18 protein-coding genes are annotated in these 15,805 nt (G+C 63.2%); 12 read left to right on the top strand and 6 right to left on the bottom strand.

The genetic code is table 11. The features are described 5' to 3' along the window. The first annotated feature begins 16 nt into the window (after window positions 1-16). Window positions 17-829: an adenylate/guanylate cyclase domain-containing protein gene (locus A5658_RS14655; RefSeq protein WP_067336158.1), complete on the top strand. Its 813-nt coding sequence runs from the start codon at window positions 17-19 to the stop codon at window positions 827-829. Window positions 830-832: 3 nt separating this feature from the next. Here the strand turns inward: A5658_RS14655 and A5658_RS14650 are convergent, their stop codons facing one another. From A5658_RS14650 to A5658_RS14635, 4 genes are all read right to left on the bottom strand, one after another. Continuing rightward, entirely contained in the window at window positions 833-1,075 is a 243-nt protein-coding gene (locus tag A5658_RS14650) for a hypothetical protein (protein WP_156751471.1), read from the bottom strand. Between the two features lie 41 nt (window positions 1,076-1,116). After that, window positions 1,117-3,975 carry an RND family transporter gene (locus A5658_RS14645; RefSeq protein ID WP_067336153.1) on the bottom strand — a complete coding sequence of 953 codons (2,859 nt, stop codon included), beginning with the start codon at window positions 3,973-3,975 and terminating at the stop codon, window positions 1,117-1,119. After that, entirely contained in the window at window positions 3,972-4,394 is a 423-nt protein-coding gene (locus tag A5658_RS14640) for an MmpS family transport accessory protein (RefSeq protein WP_067336268.1), read from the bottom strand. The genes A5658_RS14645 and A5658_RS14640 overlap by 4 nt, the downstream gene beginning before the upstream one ends. 195 nt (window positions 4,395-4,589) lie before the next feature. Continuing rightward, the gene (locus A5658_RS14635) at window positions 4,590-5,039 is read right to left on the bottom strand and encodes a hypothetical protein (protein ID WP_231997330.1); all 450 of its coding nucleotides are present in this window, start codon (window positions 5,037-5,039) and stop codon (window positions 4,590-4,592) included. Between the two features lie 84 nt (window positions 5,040-5,123). Here A5658_RS14635 and A5658_RS14630 point away from each other — a divergent pair, with 84 nt between their 5' ends. The 3 genes from A5658_RS14630 (at window position 5,124) to A5658_RS14620 (ending at window position 7,611) form a co-directional block, all read left to right on the top strand. Further along, window positions 5,124-5,666: a GNAT family N-acetyltransferase gene (locus tag A5658_RS14630; protein ID WP_067336151.1), complete on the top strand. Its 543-nt coding sequence runs from the start codon at window positions 5,124-5,126 to the stop codon at window positions 5,664-5,666. 31 nt (window positions 5,667-5,697) lie between these two features. Further along, a complete protein-coding gene (locus A5658_RS14625; RefSeq protein WP_067336149.1) occupies window positions 5,698-7,176 on the top strand; it encodes an MFS transporter in 1,479 nt (492 codons plus the stop codon). Between the two features lie 114 nt (window positions 7,177-7,290). After that, window positions 7,291-7,611 carry a DUF732 domain-containing protein gene (locus A5658_RS14620; RefSeq protein ID WP_067336146.1) on the top strand — a complete coding sequence of 107 codons (321 nt, stop codon included), beginning with the start codon at window positions 7,291-7,293 and terminating at the stop codon, window positions 7,609-7,611. A gap of 38 nt (window positions 7,612-7,649) precedes the next feature. Here A5658_RS14620 and A5658_RS28460 read toward each other — a convergent pair whose 3' ends face one another. Further along, window positions 7,650-7,814 carry a hypothetical protein gene (locus A5658_RS28460; RefSeq protein ID WP_197503129.1) on the bottom strand — a complete coding sequence of 55 codons (165 nt, stop codon included), beginning with the start codon at window positions 7,812-7,814 and terminating at the stop codon, window positions 7,650-7,652. Window positions 7,815-8,418: 604 nt separating this feature from the next. Between A5658_RS28460 and A5658_RS14615 the strand changes: the two genes are divergently transcribed. The 7 genes from A5658_RS14615 (at window position 8,419) to A5658_RS28820 (ending at window position 14,539) form a co-directional block, all read left to right on the top strand. Beyond that, entirely contained in the window at window positions 8,419-9,417 is a 999-nt protein-coding gene (locus A5658_RS14615) for a Gfo/Idh/MocA family protein (RefSeq protein WP_067336144.1), read from the top strand. 145 nt (window positions 9,418-9,562) lie between these two features. Continuing rightward, complete coding sequence (locus A5658_RS14610) at window positions 9,563-11,182, top strand: class I adenylate-forming enzyme family protein (protein ID WP_067336263.1); 1,620 nt, start codon at window positions 9,563-9,565, stop codon at window positions 11,180-11,182. Beyond that, the gene (locus tag A5658_RS14605) at window positions 11,169-11,942 is read left to right on the top strand and encodes a class II aldolase/adducin family protein (protein WP_067336143.1); all 774 of its coding nucleotides are present in this window, start codon (window positions 11,169-11,171) and stop codon (window positions 11,940-11,942) included. The genes A5658_RS14610 and A5658_RS14605 overlap by 14 nt, the downstream gene beginning before the upstream one ends. Before the next feature lie 10 nt (window positions 11,943-11,952). Further along, the gene (locus A5658_RS14600; RefSeq protein WP_067336142.1) at window positions 11,953-13,221 is read left to right on the top strand and encodes an amidohydrolase family protein; all 1,269 of its coding nucleotides are present in this window, start codon (window positions 11,953-11,955) and stop codon (window positions 13,219-13,221) included. 56 nt (window positions 13,222-13,277) lie between these two features. Further along, window positions 13,278-14,042, top strand: coding sequence for an SDR family NAD(P)-dependent oxidoreductase (locus A5658_RS14595; protein ID WP_067336141.1), 765 nt, complete (start codon window positions 13,278-13,280; stop codon window positions 14,040-14,042). Window positions 14,043-14,057: 15 nt separating this feature from the next. After that, entirely contained in the window at window positions 14,058-14,228 is a 171-nt protein-coding gene (locus tag A5658_RS28825) for a hypothetical protein (protein WP_231997329.1), read from the top strand. Window positions 14,229-14,248: 20 nt separating this feature from the next. Beyond that, complete coding sequence (locus A5658_RS28820; RefSeq protein WP_067336133.1) at window positions 14,249-14,539, top strand: hypothetical protein; 291 nt, start codon at window positions 14,249-14,251, stop codon at window positions 14,537-14,539. 138 nt (window positions 14,540-14,677) lie between these two features. On the opposite strand, the gene A5658_RS14585 is transcribed toward A5658_RS28820, so the two are convergent. After that, window positions 14,678-15,262 (bottom strand): hypothetical protein, encoded by a 585-nt coding sequence (locus A5658_RS14585; RefSeq protein ID WP_067336130.1) that lies wholly within the window; start codon window positions 15,260-15,262, stop codon window positions 14,678-14,680. Window positions 15,263-15,552: 290 nt separating this feature from the next. Here A5658_RS14585 and A5658_RS14580 point away from each other — a divergent pair, with 290 nt between their 5' ends. Further along, window positions 15,553-15,789: a general stress protein CsbD gene (locus tag A5658_RS14580; protein ID WP_067336127.1), complete on the top strand. Its 237-nt coding sequence runs from the start codon at window positions 15,553-15,555 to the stop codon at window positions 15,787-15,789. Window positions 15,790-15,805: the final 16 nt, after the last annotated feature.

Raw genomic sequence — 15,805 nt, 5'->3', positions numbered from 1 at the left:
CGGTCATAATCGACGCGTGAACACGGTCGTGTTGACGAGCGCGATCGCTGTGGTCGAGCTCGGCGGGCTCATCGCTCTCGGGGTGCTGCTCGCTGTCTCGCAGCGTCAGCTCAAGCAAACACGAACCGAGTTGGAGCGCAGCCGCCAGGTTCGTACCGACAGGCGACGACGGCGGCCTGGGCTGGCCCCATTCGCGATCAGGACCGCATGGCGAACAGCCGACTCCCTGATTACCAAAGGCATTGGCGCCACAGTCCGTAACTCAATCGAAGACCTGGCCGGCTGGGCGCAGGTGGAACGCCCCGACCTGGCCCGCCTGACCGCGGATGGAGACGTCGTGATCGTCTTCTCCGACATCGAGGACTCGACGGCGCTTAACGAAGGGCTGGGCGATCGGGACTGGGTGAAACTCCTGGAGCGTCACAACCGGCTCATCGAGAAACTCGTCGCCGAGTATGGCGGACACGTGATCAAGACTCAGGGCGACGGTTTCATGATCGCGTTCGCCGACCCCGAACAGGCGGTGCGGTGCGGGATCGCCGTGCAGCGCGCGCTGCTCAGGAATGCCGACCAGTGGAACGGGATCCGCGTGCGCATCGGCATCCATATCGGCCCCTCGGTCAGACGCGGCGACGACTTGTTCGGGCGCAGTGTCGCGATGGCCGCCAGGATCGCGGGCCAGGCCGGTGGCGGCGAAATCCTGGTCAGCGATGCCGTGCGCGAGGCGGTCGACGGCATCGCTGGTATCGAACTAGGCGCGCCTCGCGAGACCGAACTCAAGGGCCTGCAGGGGACTCACCAGCTATACGCGGTCAAAATTCCCGACTGACCATTACGGCCTTATTTCCACCCGGTCGTTCGGATTGAAATACCGCTCGGTCCCGTCGGTGAATTTCACCGTGCACAGTTCCGGCAGGAATCCGCCTTCATACGGGGCCAACTCGGACACCACGCGAGTCTTGACCCGCTTCCACGCATCGTCGCCCTCGCCGTACTCGCGGAGTTGATATCCCGGTAACCGGTTGGTGAGATCGACTGCCCGCATTTGGAGCACCCGGCTTGATGGCGTCGGCATGTTTCCAATTCTGCCGAGGAATTCTTACAAGCAGATGACGTCTAGGTTCGCGCGGGCAGTGGGTCCGACGGCCGGCGGCGTACGAGTGTGGGCCACCAGAACCACGGTCCCAAGATGGCGAGTATCGACGGTACGACGAACGACCGCACGATCAGCGTGTCGAGGAGCAAGCCGATGCACACCGTCGAGCCCATCTGACCGATCGTTCGCAGATCGCTGGTCAACATGGCCAGCATGGTGAACGCGAAAACCAGACCCGCAGAGGTCACCACACCTCCGGTGCTGCCCAGAGCCCGGATCAGTCCGGTGTGCAGTCCGCCGTGCAGCTCCTCCTTGACCCTGTTGATCAGCAACAGGTTGTAGTCCGAGCCCACCGCCACCAAGATGATGAACGTCAACGGCAGGATCAACCAGTGCAGGGGCAGCCCAATCAAGTGCTGCCACAGCAGGATCGACAGCCCGAACGCACCCGCGTAGGAGAACGCCACAGTGGCCGGAATGACGAAGGCCGCCACCAGACTTCGCGTGATGAACATCATGATCAAAAAGATCAGTACGAAGGCGGCGATCGCGGCGATCAGTAGGTCGGACGTCGCGTATTGCTTGATGTCTTTGTCATTGGAGCCGGATCCGCCGATATAGACCCGGGCACCGGCCAGCGAGGTCTCTTTCAAAATCGTCTTGATCGCATCAGGGAACATTTCGACGTGCTCGACACCCTCGGGTCCCATCGCGTCACCTTCATGGGTGACGATGAAGCGGGCCGCCTTGCCATCCGGCGACATCATCAACTTCATGCCGGTTTTGACGTCTTCGTTGTCGAAGCCCTCGTGCGGAATGTAGAAGAAGTCGTCACTGCGTGACTGGTCCCAGTCGTTGCCGACGTTGATCGAGTCGTCGAACGTCTGCTGGGTCGACAGCGACTGCAGATCCGCCGACCCGTAACTGTTGACCAATTTTGCCTTCAGGGCTTCGGTGTCATCGGCGGTGGCTTTCAACTGCTCGATGATTTTCGGGAAGGTCTTGTCGACCTCGGCCAATGAGATCCTGGCGTATTTGATGTCCTCGGCCAGATGGTCGATGTCGTCGACCGTGGCGAACACCGATCTGAATGTCCAGCAGATGGGAATGTCGAAACAGTGCTTCTCCCAAAAGAAATAACTCTTGATCGGGCGGAAGAAGTCATCCAGATTCGAGATGTTGTCGTTCATCTCGTTGCTGATCGCTTCAAGGTCCTCGACGGTGAGTACGGTTTTGTGCAGCTCGTCGGAGACCTTCTGGAAGAAGGTGATCTCCTTCCGTAGCACCGCGACCGAGTCGTCTTGAATCTTGGCCTGCGCGTCGGTGTTGTTGTTCTGTTCGATGTTGAACGGCAGCTGCGCGCCGTTGCCACTGCCCTGAGTGGTGAACAGATAGGGGATCGACGCGTGCTCCAGCGCGCGACCCAAAGGCCTTGTCATGCCTTGCACCATCGCCACACCGTTGAGTCGAATCAGCGCGCGCGCAACCCGGTCCAGCGAGATGAAATCCGCCGAATTCCGCATGTCGTGGTCGGTCTCGATCATCAGCATCTCGGAGAACAGCTTGCTCTTCGGGAAATGTCGATCGGCGGCCTGAAATCCCAAGTTGGCGGGCGCAGCGTGCGGCTGATACTGGCGATCGTCGTAGTTCTGCCGATAGCTCGGGACGAAGATCGCACCGAGCATCACGATCGCTGAGCTGGCAACCAGGATCGGCACCGGCCAGCGGACCACGCTGGCACCGATTCGCCGATACACGTGCGCCTTGACCGCCTGGCGCGGTTCGAACATCCCGAACAGGCTGCCGACGGTCAACACCGCCGGGCCCAGCGTCATTGCCGCGGCGATCGTAAACAGCATCGTGACCGCTACGGCGGGGCCCATCGTGTGGAAGTAGTTGAGGCGCGCGAAGGTCAAGCAGAAGCAGGCGCCGGCGATCGTCAGACCCGAACCGACGACGATGGGCAAGACACCCTTGTAGGCGATATAGAAGGCGTCTTCGCGGCTGTAACCCTTGTTCCGTTCTTCGTGGTAGCGGCCCATCAGGAAGATGCCGTAGTCCGTCCCCGCTCCCAGGGTCAGCGCGATGACGATGTTCACCGCGAACGAAGACAACTCGAGCCATCCGTGATGTCCCAGGAATGAGACGAGCCCCTTGGCGAAAAGCATTTCGATGAGGACGCCGAGCAACACCGGTAGCACCGTCGGGGGAGAGCGATAGACGATGATCAGCATGACCAGGATGAGGAGGATGGTCACGATCGTGACGTTGTTCAGGCTGGCGTTGGCAATGCTCAGTGTGTCCGATGCAAGTGGCGCAGCGCCGCTCACGAAAACCTTGAGTCCAGGAGGGGGGGTGTTGTTGTCCTTGTCGCCGTGGTTGACGATGTCGCGGACGGCGTTGACGGAATCGTTGGCTTCGATAGTCCCGATGTCGCCGGACAGCCTTAGCAGCACGTAAGTGCACTTACCGTCGACGCTCTGCGCCCCGGCGGCGGTAAACGACTTACCCCACAGGTCCATCACGTACTGCACGTGCTTGGAGTCGTGCGCGAGGCGCTTCATCAACTTGTCGTAGTAGGCGTGGTCCTGGTCGCCCAGTGTTCGGTTCTGCGCCTCGAGTACGACCATGCTCAAGTTCGTCGAATTGGACTCGTGAAACTTTTCGCCGATATGCAGCAGCGCGCGCTGCGACGGCGCGTAATGCGGGACCATCGGTCCGGCGAGTTCCTCGGCGACGTCCTCTACCTTGGGCGTGAAGGCAGTCATGGTGACCGCGCTAAAGCCCCAGAAGAAGATGATCGGTATCGCGAATCTGCGGACCATGCGGGGGAGGAACGGCCGTTTGACGCGGGGTTGATCGAGGCGATGCTCGCTCATGCGGACTTCACCCTGCACTGGACGTCGGCGTCCGGGTGATTGTCCGAAGCCTCCGGCACACCGGACGCCGGCGGCGGCGGCACACCATTCACCAGCATGCGGCAACGGAGTGGACCGCCGTGCACGTGCACTGAAATGCTGCCGGAAGCCACTGTCAGCGTTGTGGTTTCGTCGTGAGTCCAGGGCTGAGTCGTGAATGTGACATCAACCGGATGCGGATGTCCTTCGATGTCGACGTAGACAATCTTGCCGGTTCTCCCGACCGGGCCATACACCTGATAGGTAAGCCGTTTGACGTTGAATTGCTCCGGTGCCTGCGGACCGTTGACCGTGATGACGGGCTCCGGTTCGGAGAACTGGTGCACCTTGTACATGCACAGCATGCCGACGCTCACGGCGACGACGGCGACCAGCGGCATCCAGATGCGCGACAGCACACTTCGCGCGTTTGGGCGTGGGCTCACCTGATCAGCCTTTCGAAACGCATCGTCAGTTGGTGTATCAATCAGATTGATATGCGGCCGCCATGACGTTACCAGTACAGAACGCGAACGACTACTACGTGCGGAACGTTATCACCACCCCATACGCTCGGCAGCGCAGACGTTCGGGCCTCAGGCCAGGACTTGCGCGGTTTTCAGCCGGCCCTTGAGCCGCTTCGCGCGCAGCAGCTGAATGGCCAGGTTCGTCGAGGTAAACATGGGGATCACGCCGATGAACGTCCGCTCGGACGGGGTGGCTCCCTGCAGGTACTCGAGACACCCCAGCACGTAGAAGATCGACAGCGCGAACAGCGTGAAGGGGATGGCGAACGCCATCGGGTTGCCGCGGATGGCGACGATGCGCTGGGCGTACTCGAACTCCTCGGGCGTCATGGATTCGCGTTTGCGCAGTTTCTTGATGACTCGCGGCGCTGCCCCGATTTCCTCGCTGAACGGCAGCTTCGGTTCGCTCTCCAACCGCCGTACGTAGATGGTTGCGATCGTCAGCAGTAACAACGTCACCGCCAGTGCGATCAACGCGAGCAGACCCCAGAAATACGTACTCACACCTAACGTGCTCACATCCCACTCCCTTTTTTCTGCCGTTCGAACCTAACACCGCGAGCGGGACCCGGCCCATCCGCCGAGACTGCAAGACTGACTCCCATGCAAGCCATCGGCACCCGTGTGCGCGAAGCCAGGCCGCAGGATGCTGCCGTGTGCTTGAAGATCTACCGCCCCTACGTCGAGAACAGCGCAGTGAGTTGGGAACTCGAAGTTCCCACCGTCGAGGAGATGGCAAATCGGATCGTCACGGTCAACGAAACTCACGCCTGGCTGATGCTTGAAAGAGACGGCCAGACAATCGGATTCGCCAATGGGCATGCACTATGGAGCCTTCCCTCCTACCGGTGGTCGACGCAGACCGGCCTCTACATCGACAGCGGCCACCAACGTCGCGGAGGCGGCCGAACGCTCTACACGCAACTTCTGAACCGGCTGGGGGAGCGGGGCTACCGGCGAGCGTTTGCCGGAATCACGCAGCCCAACGAGGCCAGCAACGCGTTCCACCGGTCCATGGGATTCCAGGATGCAGGTTTGTACCGGCGCGTTGAATGGAAACTCGGACGCTGGCACGACGTCGCATGGATGCAGTGCGATCTACCGGGCGCCGCTGACGCCGCCGAGCCGCCCGGGTCGATCACGTGAGCGTCCCGGGATCTGACGAGAACGGAGAAACATGAGCCATAGCGCCCAAACCGGGACCATCACGACCCGCGTTCCCGCACGTCTGGATCGGCTGCCGTGGTCGCGGTTTCACTGGCGCGTCGTCGTCGGACTCGGCGGGGTGTGGATTCTGGACGGCCTCGAGGTCACGATGGTCGGCAACGTGTCGTCTCGACTCACCGAGCACGGCAGCGGGATCGCGCTCACGCCCGCCGACATCGGCACTGCCGCGGCGTTCTACATCGCCGGAGCGTGCTTGGGCGCGTTGTTCTTTGGCCACCTGACCGACCGATTCGGACGACGCAACCTGTTCATCCTGACCCTCGCGGTCTACCTGGCCGCGACCGTTGCGACGGCATTCGCCTTCGCGCCGTGGTACTTCTTCGTCACCCGATTCTTTACCGGCGCCGGCATCGGCGGCGAGTACGCCGCGATCAATTCGGCGATCGACGAGTTGATTCCCGCACGGGTGCGCGGCCGCGTGGACTTGGTGATCAACGGGACGTACTGGCTGGGATCGGCGGCCGGGGCGGGCGGCGCGCTACTCCTGCTGGACACCTCGAACTTCCCCGCCAATATCGGATGGCGTCTTGCGTTCGGGATCGGTGCGATCTTCGGAATCTTCGTGCTTCTCGTCCGCCGCAATGTTCCGGAAAGCCCGCGCTGGCTGTTCATCCATGGACATAACACAGAAGCCGAGCAGGTCGTCGGCGAGATCGAAGCCGACGTCGAGCGCCACACGGGACGGCCACTTCCGGCGCCCGAGGGCGAGCCGCTGAAAGTCCGGCAACGCGAGACGATTTCGTTTGTCGAGATCGCCAAGGTCGCCTTCAAGCTCTACCCGCGACGAGCCGTCCTCGGGCTGGCATTGTTCGTCGGGCAGGCATTCCTCTACAACGGCGTGACATTCAATCTCGGCACGTTGCTGAGCGGTTTCTACGGAGTGGACCCGGCGAAGGTGCCGCAGTTCTACGTGCTGTGGGCGCTGAGCAACTTCTTCGGGCCGCTGGTGCTGGGTCGGCTCTTCGACACCATCGGTCGCAAGCCGATGATCACCATGTCCTACATCGGCTCCGCGGCGGTGGCGGTTGTCCTGGCGATCCTGTTCGTCACCCAGACCGGGGGAGTCTGGGCTTTCATCGCGGTGCTTGCGGCCACGTTCTTCCTCGCGTCGGCGGGCGCGAGCGCTGCCTATCTGACCGTCAGCGAAATTTTCCCGATGGAAACCAGGGCGCTGGCCATCGCGTTCTTCTATGCCGTCGGTACCGGCATCGGTGGTATCAGCGGGCCTCTGCTGTTCGGCCAACTGATCGAGTCCGGTCAGCGCGGCGAGGTGATGTGGTCCTTCCTGATTGGCGCGGCCGTCATGGCGGTGGCCGGGTTGGTGGAGCTCTGGCTGGGCATCGCCGCCGAACAACGCCCTCTCGAGGACCTCGCGTTGCCTTTGACGGTGGCCGACGCCGAGCGCGATGACGAGTCCCAGGGGTCCTGAAAGCATCGCGCGAGCGACGAAGCCGTTAACGCTCGTTGAAATTGCATCGGCCACCAGCCCAGATATGCGGAGGCGTACTGCATCTCGTACGCAAATTTGGAAGACTCTGGCGTCATGAAACGACTGCTGATGCTGCTCTGCATCCCCACCATGATCATCATGGCTGCGCCGGCCTACGCAGACGACCCGGCGCCCAACCCGGCGCCCAACAACGACGAGGACTTCGCCAAGCAACTCACCGACGCCGGGGTTACCTATCAGGACCCGAAAAAGGCGGTCGCGGCCGCTAAGGTCGTGTGCGAACTGCTCGACAACGATCAACCTAAAAGCGTGGTCGAGAAGAATCTGGAATCACGCAACGGATTCACCGACAACGGCGCGCACAAGTTCATGATCTTGGCCACCGCCGAGTACTGCCCCAAGCATTCGGCCTGAGAAAAGCGCCGTTCGAAAACGCCTGGCGCAACAGGTCACTAAGCCCCGCGGCGGACGACCTCGTCGGCTGTCGCACGCATCCGTTCCGACAGACGGAGCAGATCGTGTTCGCCGATGCCGTTGTGCAGGGTGTACGCGAGCTGCCGTAGCTCTACCGCGCAGTTGCGCAGTTCGTCTTCGAGCCGGGTCTGAACCGGGATCATGACCATCTCCCTCGGGCAGGACGGGCGAAAAGCCCGACAATCCAATATGAAAAATGTACGTAGTCCAGCGTCCGGTCGGCGAGGGTTGTCGACGCGTATTTACAGGACTTTGACATCTCGTTTACGCCCCAAGCTTCCTGTCGCACACGTCAGTCGCGACTTCGAGCTTCAACGCGGCGCACATTGCTCAAGTCCGCCGAAACCGACTCGCCTCGGCGACGTCGACCCGCACCGGCAGATCGCAGTCTGCACCTGGTGGCGGCTCGTATGTCATTGCGCCACAATGACATCGCCAGGTTTGGTGTCGGCCGCACGAACACATCGCGGACTTATTCACGATCCGTTCGGCTCTCATCAGATGGCCACGGGGGCAACGCAGCGGCGGCCGCGCATTGCGAATCGGCGGAAACCGCACCAGGTCACCGACCGCAGTCATAGAGCGAAGGTAAGCGCCGTCCCTGCGCACGGCATTAACAAATCAGATGGACTTGCTGAGAAAAATTCAGCTCAGTGCGACGTGGCGGCGGAGGCCGAACTCGACGAAAGAAACGGAGTATTCCTATGTTTCGTGACTGCCGGCGTGGCGAGGTGTTAGCTTCGGTCCGTGTCTGAACCCGGAACAACGTTGCGTCTCGGTGTGCTTGGGGCGGCGCGGATCGCGCCGTTGGCACTCATAAGGCCCGCGAAAGACAACCCCGACGTGGTGGTGGCTGCGGTGGCCGCGCGGGATGCCTCACGCGCCCGGGCGTTTGCCGCCAAAAACGGCATTGAGCGCGTGCACGAGAGCTACGAAGCGCTGATCGCCGATCCTGACCTGGACGCGATCTACAACCCGCTACCGAACGGCTTGCACGGCAAGTGGACTCGGGCCGCGATTGACGCCGGCAAGCACGTGCTGTGCGAGAAGCCATTCACCGCGAACGCCGCCGAGGCCCGCGAAATCGCCGCAGTGGCGGCGCGGTCCGATCGGGTCGTGATGGAGGCATTTCACTACCGATACCATCCGCTCGCACTACGCACTGAACAGATCATCGCCTCGGGGGTGCTAGGGAAGCTGAAGCGGGTCGAGGCCGCGTTGTGCTTTCCGTTGCCCAAGTTCTCCGACATCCGGTACAACTACGGTCTCGCGGGCGGAGCGCTGATGGATGCCGGCTGTTACGCCGTGCACATGGCCCGAACATTTGGCGGATCGACGCCAGACGTGGTTTCGGCGCACGCCAAGCTTCGTGATCCACAGATCGACCGGGCTATGACAGCCGAATTGCAATTCCCCGAGGGCCACACCGGCCAGATCCGCTGCTCGATGTGGTCGGCGCGCCTGCTCGAGATCAGGGCTCGAGTGATCGGCGACCGCGGCGAGTTGCGGCTGCTCAACCCCGTGCTTCCGCATGCTTTCCACCGGCTCGCCGTCCGCACAGCGGAGGGCAGGCGCGTCGAGCGCTTCTCCCGTCGGCCGTCCTACGCATACCAACTCGACGCGTTCGCAGCCGCCGTCCGTCGCGGTGAACCGGTGAAAACGACACCGGAGGATGCGATCGAGACCATGACGGTCATCGACGCGATCTACCAGACTGCCGGTCTGCCGCTGCGCCAGCCCAGCTGAGCGCGATCTCCCTCGACCGATGGCCCGGCTGGGCTCGGGCGCCGTCTCGCGAGCCGACTGGTGTGTCCGGATCGATCGCCGGGCCGGTGTCACGGTTGTCGACGAATGCGATGGCAGGCCAGAACGCGCGCCATATCATCGGGTTATGAGCACTGGCGGCCTGGATACGGTGGGCTCGCCGGCCTTCACCGACGAGGAATCAATCCGCTACCGCGAGGCGGGCTGGTGGTCGGAGACAACATTGTCCGACGCGGTAAGCCGCAACGCCGAGCAGCACCCGGCCCGGGCCGCTTACGTCGACCGGCCCGGCCTAGCCCTGACATGGGACGAATTCGACCGAACCGCAACAGCTTTAGCTGAACAGCTGGTCGGGGCTGGCGTGACCCGCGGTGACCGAGTCGCGGTGTGGCATGGCGACTCCGCCGCCATCCATGCCCTGTTCGTCGCCCTCGAGCGCTGCGGGGCCGCGGTGGTCGGTATCGGCGCGCGGGCCGGCACCCGCGAGGTCGCCGCGATCCTGCGCACGTCACAGCCGAAAATGCTGGTCAGCGATGGGCGACGCAGCGATGACGCAGCCCGGGCCGCCGGGTCCGCGATTCCGGTGGTGACCCTGACGCAGGGCGGCGCGGGGCTGCGATTTGATCTCGAGGCGGCCCCGGGTGTGCTGGCCTCGGACCAACCCCTCGGGCCCGACGACGTGTTCCTGATCAACTCGACATCCGGGACCACCGGACTACCCAAGTGCGTGGTACACACCCAGAATCGCTGGTTCTACTTCCATCAGAAGGCGGTTGCCAACGGGCACCTGAGCGCCGAGGATATTTTCCTGCCCGTGATCCCGATGCCGTTCGGGTTCGGGATTTGGACCCGTCACACCACACCGATCTACCTGGGCGCCACCACGATCGTCCTGGATCGGTTCAGCGCGCGCGCGACATGTGAGGCGATTGCCGAGCACCGGGCCACTGTGTTGTGTTGTGTCAGTACACAGTTGACGATGATGATCGCCGACGCTGCCTCGCGGGAGTTCGACCTCACTTCGCTGCGGGTCGTGTTCACCGGCGGGGAAGCGTTGCCCTATCAACCCGCGGAGGAATTCGAGAAGCTCACTGGCGCAACGATTCTGCAGTTTTACGGCTCGAACGAAACCGGTCTCCTGAGTGCCACCACGCTGGACGATTCGCAGCCTCGTCGACTGCGTACGGCTGGCCGGATCGTTCCCGAGATGTCGGTCCGGCTTTTTGACGGCGACCACGACGTCACAGAGCAGGGTCACGGCCAGCCAGCCTGTCGCGGGCCGGCCACCAGCCTGGGCTATCTCGGCGGCACCGATCACGACAAGCTGTTCACCCGCGACGGCTGGATGCGAATGGGCGACATCTGCGCAATCGACCCCGACGGCTACTTGAGCGTCACCGGTCGCACGTCGGACTTCATCCTTCGCGGCGGCAAGAACATCAGCGCGGCTCAAGTCGAGGACGCCGCGACCGCGCACCCCGCGATCGCCGTAGCGGCGGCGGTGCCGATGCCGGATCCGGTCTTTGGCGAAAAGGTCTGTCTCTACACCGAACTCGCCGACACCCAGTCGATCGACTTGCCGACTCTGGTCGAGTTCCTCCTGGGCGCAGGCGTATCCAAGGAACTGCTGCCAGAGCGCCTCATTGTGGTCGACGAACTACCCCGGTCATCGGGCGGCAAGATCGCCAAAGGCCGACTCCGCGAAGATATTCAGGCCAGGATGGAGTCCGAACATGAACGCACCTAACCCCCGTCGAGGCGGACTGGAGGTGTGGGCGCCGTCGGTGGTCCCACCGATCGGCGTCGAGTTGTCCAACCAGCAGGCACTCGCGGTCGCCTTTCGTCACCTGGCCGGTATCGGATTCGCCGAGAATCTGGCCGGCCACATCACCTGGCAACCGGACGGGCAAACCGACATGCTCGTCAACCCGTGGGGGCTGTGGTGGCAGGAGATCACCGCCTCGGACATCTGCGTCGTCGATACCGATGCGCGAGTCGTCGACGGCCGATGGGACGTCACGCCCGCGATCCACATCCATACCGAACTACATCGTGTGCGCGATGACGCACGCGTGGTCATTCACAATCACCCGTACTACGTCTGTGTGCTCGCCGCGCTGGGTCGACTTCCGGAACTGGTTCACCAGACCGGCTCCCTCTTCCTGGACGACCTGTGCCTAGTCGATGCATACGATGGTGAGATCGACAGTGCCACGCGCGCAGCCGATCTCGCGGCTCGCATCGGCGGCGCGAACCTCACGATCTTGGCCAATCACGGGGTGATCGCCACCGGCCGCAATCTCGCCCAGGCCGTCTACCGCGCCGCGTCCATCGAGCGGGCGTGCAAGCTGGCCTACGACGTGATGCTCACCGGCCACGAACCCACGAAGATGAACTGGTCGGACATGGCGGGGATGCAGCGATCGCTGATCGAACGGGCCGCCGACGTGTATTGGGCAGGCGCGGCCCGCCTGACCATCAAAGCCGATCCCGCCGTACTGAATTGAGCGAAATGCGATGAAATCAATCGATGACCTGGCTGCCAACCTCAGCTTCACCACCGCCAAGACCGGTGACGACCGCTCGGTCACGTTTCTGCCCGATCCGCCCAGGGCGGCACGCCGTTACACGTTGATTTCGGTGGACGACCACATCGTCGAGCCCCCGGACACGTTCACCGGCCGTCTGCCGCGCCGGTTCGCCGATTCCGCGCCGAAAGTGGTGGATACCGCCGACGGCGGGCAGACGTGGGTCTACGACGGACAGGTACTACCGAATGTCGGATTCAATGCGGTTGTCGGACGGCCGGTGTCGGAATACGGTTTCGAGCCGGTCCGATTCGACGAAATGCGCAGGGGTGCATGGGATATCGACGAACGCGTCAAGGACATGGACCTCAACGGTGTCTACGCGTCGCTGAACTTTCCGTCGTTCCTGCCGGGGTTCGCCGGCCAGCGACTGCAACAGCTCACCACCGATTGCGACCTGGCGTTGGCTTCGGTGCGGGCCTGGAACGACTGGCATCACGACGTGTGGGCCGGGTCGCACCCTGGCCGGATCATTCCGTGCCAGTTGCCCTGGCTGTTGGATCCTGAACTCGGCGCACAGATGATCCGTGAGAACGCCGAGCGCGGCTTCCACGCCGTCACCTTCAGCGAGAATCCCTCGATGCTGGGGTTGCCCAGCATCCACTCCGGTCACTGGGACCCGATGATGGCCGCGTGCGCGGAGACCGGGACGGTGGTGAACCTGCACATCGGATCATCGGGCTCGTCGCCGTCAACCACCGACGACGCGCCACCGGATGTGCAGGGCGTGCTGTTCTTCGCCTACGCCATCTCGGCCGCGGTCGATTGGCTCTACTCCGGATTGCCGAGCCGATTCCCAGACCTGAAGATCTGTCTATCCGAAGGCGGAATCGGTTGGGTCGCTGGACTCTTAGATCGACTCGACCACATGCTCAGCTACCACGAGATGTACGGCACGTGGGCGGCGTTGGGGGAGAACCTGACTCCGGCCGAGGTGTTCACCCGCAACTTCTGGTTCTGTGCGGTGGAAGACAAGTCCTCGTTTGCGCAGCACGAGCGGATCGGCGCCGACAACATCATGCTGGAAGCCGACTACCCGCATTGCGACTCGACGTGGCCGCACACCCAGCAGACCGTGCACGAGCAGATCGGAATGCTGCCGCCTGAGCTGATCCGCAAATTCACTTGGGAGAACGCATCACGCCTGTATTGCCATCCGGTACCCGTTGAGGTTCAGCAAAATCCAGACGCCTTCTGAGGTTCCCACGTCGGTTACCCGACTTCGGTGTCGGCCGGCCGATAGACTCCGCGGCCATGACCGCACCGCAACCCGCACTGGAAGGCCGGCGAATCCTGGTGACCGGCGCCGCCACCGGGATCGGGGCCGCGGCCACACGGGTCCTGCACGCCGCGGGCGCCCGACTGGCCGCTACCTATCACCGCACCGCTCCCGCTGACGACCCACCCGACGTGCTGTGGCTGCAGTGCGACGTGCGCGACACCGAATCAGTCGACACCACCGTCGACCGCGCGGTGGCCCAGCTCGGCGGCCTGGACGTGTTGGTCAACGCCGCGGGTCTGTGGCAACCCGGGGTGCCCGGTTCGATCACCAGCGACGAAATCGACTTCCTACTGGCGACCAACGTCAAAGCGACGGTGCTGACCAATCAGGCGGCTCACCGGGTGATGCGTGGAAACGGCGGCCAGATCATCAATTTCGGATCCGCCGAGGCCGTGATGGGCAGCCCGGTCGCGGCGGTCTACGCCGCCACCAAAGGCGCCGTGCAGGCTTGGACCCGTTCGGCGGCGAAGGCCTGGGGCGCCGAACGGGTCACCGTGAATGCGCTTGCGCCGGCGGTGCAGACGGCTGGCGCCGACCGGCTGCGCGACTTTCTCGGACCCGACGTCGCACCGTTCATCGATCAGCAGATGAAACTGTCCATCCCCCTGGGCGGCAAGCTCGGCGATCCCACGGACGACCTGGGACCGGTGTTGGTATTTCTGGCCAGCGCTGGCGCCCGCTTCATCACCGGCCAGCTGATTCCCGTAGACGGCGGGCTCGCCATGGTCGGAGGCTGAGCGAGTACCCGAGACATGGACCGCCTCGGGATCGAGATGCTCAGCGTCTTCGGCATGCCGCCGATCGAATACCTCCATCTCACGGCCGATCTCGGCTGCCGGTACATCACTGTGGCGATGGTCGGCTTCGCCCCGTCAAAGCCCTTGGTTACCCGGCATTTTCGTTACGTGACGAACCGCAACTGAGAAAAGACCTGCTCGCGGTGATGGACGACCGCGACGTCTCGATCTCGTTGGACGAGGGGCCGTTGATTGCGCCGGGGGTCGACTTTCGTTCCTACGCCGCCGATCTCGACGTGATGGCCGAGCTACGGATACCGCGGATCAACACGGTGAGCCTCGAACCCGATCGGGCCCGGGCGTTCGACGAACTGGCCGTCCTGACGGCGTTGGCAGCCGAACGCGACATCGCCACCTGCGTCGAACCTGTTGTCGGCCTGAGCATCGCGGATCTATCGTCGGCGATCGCCGCGATGGAGCACGTAAACCGAGACTAGATACCGATGCGGTCGCGCGCGGAGGAAGGCGTCAGCGCCCGCGACCGTCTGCTCCCGTGCGTGCAGAGCGCCAGGTCGCTACTGGATCAAGCGCGCGAAAGCCACTGATTGGCAATCGGATCCCCAACCGCCGGGTGGTCAGCTCCCTAGCGCTTGTTTGATCACCTCGTCCTGCTTTTGGCCGACATCGGTGACGAAATCTTGGGGTGCCAGTGCAAAAGAGGGTCCGTCGAATTCCATCGTGACCAACGCCTTGCCTTCGGTGAACAGCAACACCGTCACGCCCTTGGAGTGATCCGGCGACAGGCCGGTGACCGTCACGCCCCCCACGCCGACTTCAACGCGCAGCGACTTGGCTTGAAGGGCTTCGCGGTGCGTGGACTTGGCCGAGTCGAGCGCACTGGCGGCGGCTTCGATATCCGGCAGAATCGTTATGGTGTCGACGATCGAGTGGCTGTGGTCGGCGTCGGTGAACGTGACGGTGGCACCCTGCTGGCCGTTGGGATCCTTGGTGGCCGGACCGGCGGTAAAGGCATCGGGGGCTTTGATGTCGCTGGCCTTGATCAACAGCGTGGTGTAGTCGCTGATCGCCGGGCGTGTGGTGGTAGTGGCCCCTGGGGCCGGCGTCGACGGCTTCGATGCGCTGCTGCAGCCCGCGGCCGACACGCCTACCAGCGTCGCCGCGATCGCCATTGCGGCTATCACCGGCGGCGGAATCCTCATCACACACAGCTCCTTTTACGTTGAGTTAACCGAAACCGTATCCCAGAGCCCTGCGAGGTGCCGCTCGGTCGTCCGGCTCGACTGCCGAAACCCCTGACCAGGGCACCGCGGCGAGGGAAGCCGGTGCTGCGGTGTTTGGCCGGATGCCCTCTCGGGAAGCCACTGAGTGCGAATGAGCAACGGGTGGCCGCTCACGCGCGCCAATGTGCTCACCGCACAGCCCAACTGGTGGGTGGCGCCCGATTCGCAGAGGTAAGCAGTGTGTTCACCACAGACGAAAGGAAAGATCCATGGGGGATCAGAAGAGCGGACCTGAAGAAGCCGTGAAGGGCGCGGTGGAAGGCGTCAAGGGGAAAGTAAAGGAAGTCGGCGGATCCGTCATCGGTCGTGACGATGTCGTGCGCGAAGGACAGGCGCAGCAAGACAAGGCCGATGCCGAGCGCGATGCGGCGAAGAAGGAAGCCGAGGCCGAGTCGGCACGCGCCGGCGCGGACGCCGCCGAGAAGCGTCAGCAGGAACACCAGTAGTTGCGTGCACGAGCGG

Origin of the sequence: Mycobacterium sp. 1245111.1 (genome assembly GCF_001673405.1) — a bacterium.
GTDB lineage: Bacteria > Actinomycetota > Actinomycetes > Mycobacteriales > Mycobacteriaceae > Mycobacterium.
The sequence above is the reverse complement of the archived record's forward strand: the minus strand, read 5'-3'. Positions and strand labels throughout refer to the sequence as shown.

Bases quoted from the DNA above. Each gene is read 5' to 3' on its own strand.
- A5658_RS14585 (WP_067336130.1), bottom strand. From the start codon at position 15,262: ATGAGGATTCCGCCGCCGGTGATAGCCGCAATGGCGATCGCGGCGACG.
- A5658_RS14650 (WP_156751471.1), bottom strand. From the start codon at position 1,075: ATGCCGACGCCATCAAGCCGGGTGCTCCAAATGCGGGCAGTCGATCTC.
- A5658_RS28825 (WP_231997329.1), top strand. From the start codon at position 14,058: ATGGACCGCCTCGGGATCGAGATGCTCAGCGTCTTCGGCATGCCGCCG.
- A5658_RS14580 (WP_067336127.1), top strand. From the start codon at position 15,553: ATGGGGGATCAGAAGAGCGGACCTGAAGAAGCCGTGAAGGGCGCGGTG.
- A5658_RS14630 (WP_067336151.1), top strand. From the start codon at position 5,124: ATGCAAGCCATCGGCACCCGTGTGCGCGAAGCCAGGCCGCAGGATGCT.
- A5658_RS14640 (WP_067336268.1), bottom strand. From the start codon at position 4,394: ATGCCGCTGGTCGCCGTCGTCGCCGTGAGCGTCGGCATGCTGTGCATG.
- A5658_RS14605 (WP_067336143.1), top strand. From the start codon at position 11,169: ATGAACGCACCTAACCCCCGTCGAGGCGGACTGGAGGTGTGGGCGCCG.
- A5658_RS14620 (WP_067336146.1), top strand. From the start codon at position 7,291: ATGAAACGACTGCTGATGCTGCTCTGCATCCCCACCATGATCATCATG.
- A5658_RS14600 (WP_067336142.1), top strand. From the start codon at position 11,953: ATGAAATCAATCGATGACCTGGCTGCCAACCTCAGCTTCACCACCGCC.
- A5658_RS14645 (WP_067336153.1), bottom strand. From the start codon at position 3,975: ATGAGCGAGCATCGCCTCGATCAACCCCGCGTCAAACGGCCGTTCCTC.
- A5658_RS28820 (WP_067336133.1), top strand. From the start codon at position 14,249: ATGGACGACCGCGACGTCTCGATCTCGTTGGACGAGGGGCCGTTGATT.
- A5658_RS14595 (WP_067336141.1), top strand. From the start codon at position 13,278: ATGACCGCACCGCAACCCGCACTGGAAGGCCGGCGAATCCTGGTGACC.
- A5658_RS14610 (WP_067336263.1), top strand. From the start codon at position 9,563: ATGAGCACTGGCGGCCTGGATACGGTGGGCTCGCCGGCCTTCACCGAC.
- A5658_RS28460 (WP_197503129.1), bottom strand. From the start codon at position 7,814: ATGATCCCGGTTCAGACCCGGCTCGAAGACGAACTGCGCAACTGCGCG.
- A5658_RS14625 (WP_067336149.1), top strand. From the start codon at position 5,698: ATGAGCCATAGCGCCCAAACCGGGACCATCACGACCCGCGTTCCCGCA.